Here is a 3,970-nt window from a genome sequence, read left to right on the forward strand (position 1 = left end):
GAGATGAGGATGTCGCGGTTGTAGACGTGGCTGAGTTCGTGGGCGAGGACGGCCCGCAACTCGCGCTCGGTCAGGATCTGCAGGATCCCGTCCGTCGCGCACACCGCCGCGTGGCGGGGGTTGCGGCCGGTCGCGAAGGCGTTGGGCGCCCCGGTCGGTGAGACGTAGAGCCGCGGCATGGGCTGGCGGGCCGAGGTGGCCAGCTCGCGCACGATGCGGTACATCGCGGGCTGCTCCGCCTCGCTGACGGGCCGGGCGGCCATGGCGCGCAGCGCGAGCCGGTCGGAGTTGAAGTAGCTGAAGGCGTTGATCCCGAGGGCGAGGACGAGCCCGATCACGAGCCCTTGCGAGCCGGCGATCAGCCCACCGCCCACGATGAGCAACGCCCCGAGCGCGCCGAACAGGACGGCGGTCTTGAGTCCGTTGGTGAAGCCGTGCATGTCAGGTCAACGAACAGACCGCGGCCGGTCGTTCCCGGGACGTGACGCACCCCGCAGCCGGGCGCCTCTGGCCAACTGGGGCAGATCTGGTTGACTCCGGGACATGTCGGCCATCGACCATCTCGTGCACGCGAACCAGGCCTACACGAAGGACTTCCCCGGCCCGCGGCCGCTTCGTCCGAAGCTCCGGCTGGCCGTCGTCGCCTGCATGGACTCCCGCTTGGACCTGTTCGGCGCGCTCGGCCTGGAGATCGGCGACGCCCACCTGATCCGCAACGCCGGCGGCATCCCCACCGACGACGTGCTGCGCTCGCTCGCGCTGAGCCAGCGCGCCCTCGGCACGCGGGAGATCGTGATCGTCCATCACACCGAGTGCGGGATGGACGGCTTCGACGACGAGGCGTTCCGCCGCGAACTGGCCGAGGAGTCGGGCGTGACGCCGACCTGGCAGGTCGAGGGGTTCACCGACGTCGAAGAGGCCATGCGGCGCTCGATCCGGACGGTCCGCGAATGCCCGTGGTTGCCGCATCGGGACACCATCCGCGGGTTCGTCTTCGACGTGGCGACGGCGCAGCTGCGCGAGGTCGAGTAGCCGGTCGGTTACGCGCTGAGCTGCCAGCGGAAGGACTGCATCAGCTGGTCGACCCGGCGGTCCAGCTCGTCCCGACCGACACCGACGACGAACTCGGCCAGCAGCGCGAGGCGGTGATCGCCGGGCGCCGGCATGACGTAGCGGCGGGTGCCCGGCGTGAAGAACTCCTCGACGAGCTCGAACGCCGACGCCCCCGGGGCGACCTCGCGGATCTCGAGGTCCTCGTCGTCGTCCAGCATGCCGACGGTCAGGGCGCCGGTCGCCTCCTCGAGGTCCGCCCCGATCACCACCGTGCTCAGCACCGCGAGCAGCGGGGCACCGGCGACGTCCTCGGGCAGCCCGGCCTCGGCGGGGGACACGACCAGCCAGTCCCGGCAGTCCATCTCGAACGCCGGCAGCACGAGATCGCGGGAATTGCGGTCGTCGCGGCTCGCGTCGGCCATGTCCGCTCGCTCCCTCTCGGTGGGACAGGTCGAGGGGGTTGTACCCGCCGAAGGACCCGCCTTCACCACGCGCGCCCGACCGATTGGACGTCCGCCCGGTAAAAAGTGCGGCAAGTGAGGCAGCCCACGGGCGCGGACGGCGCTTGTAAACGTAATATGAACCGGTTGCCGCCACGGCCGGGCCGACCGGTGTGAGGCGCCGTTCCGAAAGCGCGGAGGCGCAGTCCCCTGATGAGCAAGCCGCAATGAGCAAGAGCGTCCAGCAGCTGGACCAGGTCGTCATCCGCATCGCCGGTGACTCCGGTGACGGTATGCAGCTCACCGGTGACCGGTTCACGCAGGAGACCGCGGTCTTCGGCAACGACCTGTCGACGCTGCCGAACTTCCCGGCCGAGATCCGGGCGCCCCAGGGCACGCTGGCCGGCGTCTCGTCCTTCCAGCTGCACTTCGCCGACCACGACATCCTCACGCCGGGCGACCGGCCGGACGTCCTCGTCGCAATGAACCCGGCCGCGCTGAAGGCGAACCTCGGGGACGTCCCCAAGGGCGCGACGCTGATCGTCGACACCCACGACTTCACGACTCGCGCGCTCGCCCGCGTCGGCTGGAACTCCAACCCGCTCGAGGACGGCACGCTCGACGGCTTCACCGTCCACGCCATCGAGCTCACCCAGCTGACCCTCGACGCGTTGGCGGGCACCGAGCTCTCCCGCAAGGACGCCGGCCGCTCGAAGAACATGTTCGCCCTCGGCCTGCTCTCGTGGATGTACTCGCGCCCGACCGAGGGCACGCTGAACTTCATCCGCACCAAGTTCGCCAACAAGCCCGACATCGCCGACGCGAACATCGCCGCGTTCAAGGCGGGCTGGAACTACGGCGAGACGACCGAGGCGTTCGCGGTCTCCTACGAGGTGAAGCCGGCGGTCATCCCGGCCGGCACGTACCGCAACATCTCCGGGAACCTGGCGCTGGCGTACGGCTTGATCGCCGCGGCGCAGCGGGCGAACCTGCCGCTGTTCCTGGGCGCGTACCCGATCACCCCGGCGTCGGACATCCTGCACGAGCTGTCGAAGCACAAGCGCTTCAACGTGCGCACCTTCCAGGCCGAGGACGAGATCGCCGGCATCGGCGCCGCGCTCGGGGCCGCGTTCGGCGGAGCGCTGGCGGTCACGACGTCCTCCGGCCCCGGCATCGCTCTGAAGGGCGAGACGATCGGCCTCGCGGTCTCGCTCGAGCTGCCGCTGGTCATCTGCGACATCCAGCGCGGCGGCCCGTCCACCGGCCTGCCGACCAAGACCGAGCAGTCCGACCTCCTGCAGGCCATGTACGGCCGCAACGGCGAGGCGCCGGTGCCGATCGTGGCCGCGCAGTCGCCCGGCGACTGCTTCGACGCCGCCGTCGAGGCGGCCCGCATCGCGCTCACCTACCGCACGCCGGTGTTCCTGCTGTCCGACGGCTACCTCGCCAACGGCTCCGAGCCGTGGCGAGTACCGGAAGTGGACGACCTGCCCGACCTCTCGGTGGAGTTCACGACCCAGCCCAACGGCGAGGGCGCCGAGGACGGCACGTTCCTGCCCTACCTGCGCGACCCCGAGACCCTGGCCCGTCCGTGGGCGGTGCCGGGCACGCCGGGGCTCGAGCACCGCATCGGCGGCATCGAGAAGGCCGACCGCACCGGCAATATCAGTTACGACCCGGACAACCACGACTTCATGACCCGCACCCGGCAGGCGAAGGTCGACGGCATCGCCCGCTCGCTGGCGCCGCTCGAGGTGGACGACCCGGACGGTGACGCGCGGGTGCTCGTCCTCGGCTGGGGGTCGACCTACGGGCCGATCGGCGCCGCGTGCCGCCAGGTCCGGGCGGCCGGCGCGTCCATCGCCCAGGCGCACCTGCGCCACCTCAACCCGTTCCCGGCCGACCTCGGCGACCTGCTCGCCCGCTACGACAAGGTCGTCATCCCGGAGATGAACCTCGGGCAGCTGGCCACGCTGATCCGCGCGAAGTATCTCGTGGACGCGATCAGCGTCACCCAGGTGCGTGGCCTGCCCTTCAAGGCGGACGAGCTCTCCGAGATGCTGCTCGGCGTCATCCATCAGGGAGTGATCCACCAGTGACCGACCTCGGACTCAAGCCGAAGGACTTCAAGACCGACCAGGAGGTCCGGTGGTGCCCGGGCTGCGGCGACTACGCGATCCTGGCCGCCGTCCAGGGCTTCATGCCCGAGCTGGGCGTGGCGCGGGAGAACATCGTGTTCATCTCCGGCATCGGCTGCTCGTCGCGCTTCCCGTACTACATGAACACCTACGGCATGCACTCGATCCACGGCCGGGCGCCGGCGATCGCGACCGGGTTGTCGACGTCGCGTCCCGATCTGTCGGTGTGGGTGGTCACGGGCGACGGCGACGCGCTGTCGATCGGTGGCAACCATCTGATCCACGCGCTGCGCCGCAACGTGAACCTCAAGATCCTGCTGTTCAACAACCGGATCTACG

5 protein-coding genes are annotated in these 3,970 nt (G+C 70.1%); 3 read left to right on the forward strand and 2 right to left on the reverse strand.

What is annotated here, in order from left to right; translation table 11 throughout:
• Nucleotides 1-440 (reverse strand): M48 family metalloprotease (locus tag JF597_RS01600; RefSeq protein ID WP_293987535.1); only part of this gene is annotated, 440 nt, incomplete at its 3' end.
• A gap of 103 nt (nt 441-543) precedes the next feature.
• On the opposite strand from JF597_RS01600, the gene JF597_RS01605 reads away from it, so the two are divergent.
• Nucleotides 544-1,032, forward strand: a complete 489-nt coding sequence (locus JF597_RS01605; protein ID WP_293987537.1) for a carbonic anhydrase — start codon at nt 544-546, stop codon at nt 1,030-1,032.
• An 8-nt stretch (nt 1,033-1,040) separates the two neighbouring features.
• Here the strand turns inward: JF597_RS01605 and JF597_RS01610 are convergent, their stop codons facing one another.
• Nucleotides 1,041-1,475 (reverse strand): hypothetical protein, encoded by a 435-nt coding sequence (locus JF597_RS01610; protein ID WP_293987539.1) that lies wholly within the window; start codon nt 1,473-1,475, stop codon nt 1,041-1,043.
• A gap of 245 nt (nt 1,476-1,720) precedes the next feature.
• On the opposite strand from JF597_RS01610, the gene JF597_RS01615 reads away from it, so the two are divergent.
• Nucleotides 1,721-3,592 carry a 2-oxoacid:acceptor oxidoreductase subunit alpha gene (locus JF597_RS01615; RefSeq protein WP_293987541.1) on the forward strand — a complete coding sequence of 624 codons (1,872 nt, stop codon included), beginning with the start codon at nt 1,721-1,723 and terminating at the stop codon, nt 3,590-3,592.
• Nucleotides 3,589-3,970: thiamine pyrophosphate-dependent enzyme (locus tag JF597_RS01620; RefSeq protein WP_293987543.1), on the forward strand; the 382-nt coding region annotated here is incomplete at its 3' end. The genes JF597_RS01615 and JF597_RS01620, both read left to right, overlap by 4 nt.

The organism is Streptomyces sp. (genome assembly GCF_019510245.1).
GTDB lineage: Bacteria > Actinomycetota > Actinomycetes > Streptomycetales > Streptomycetaceae > Streptomyces.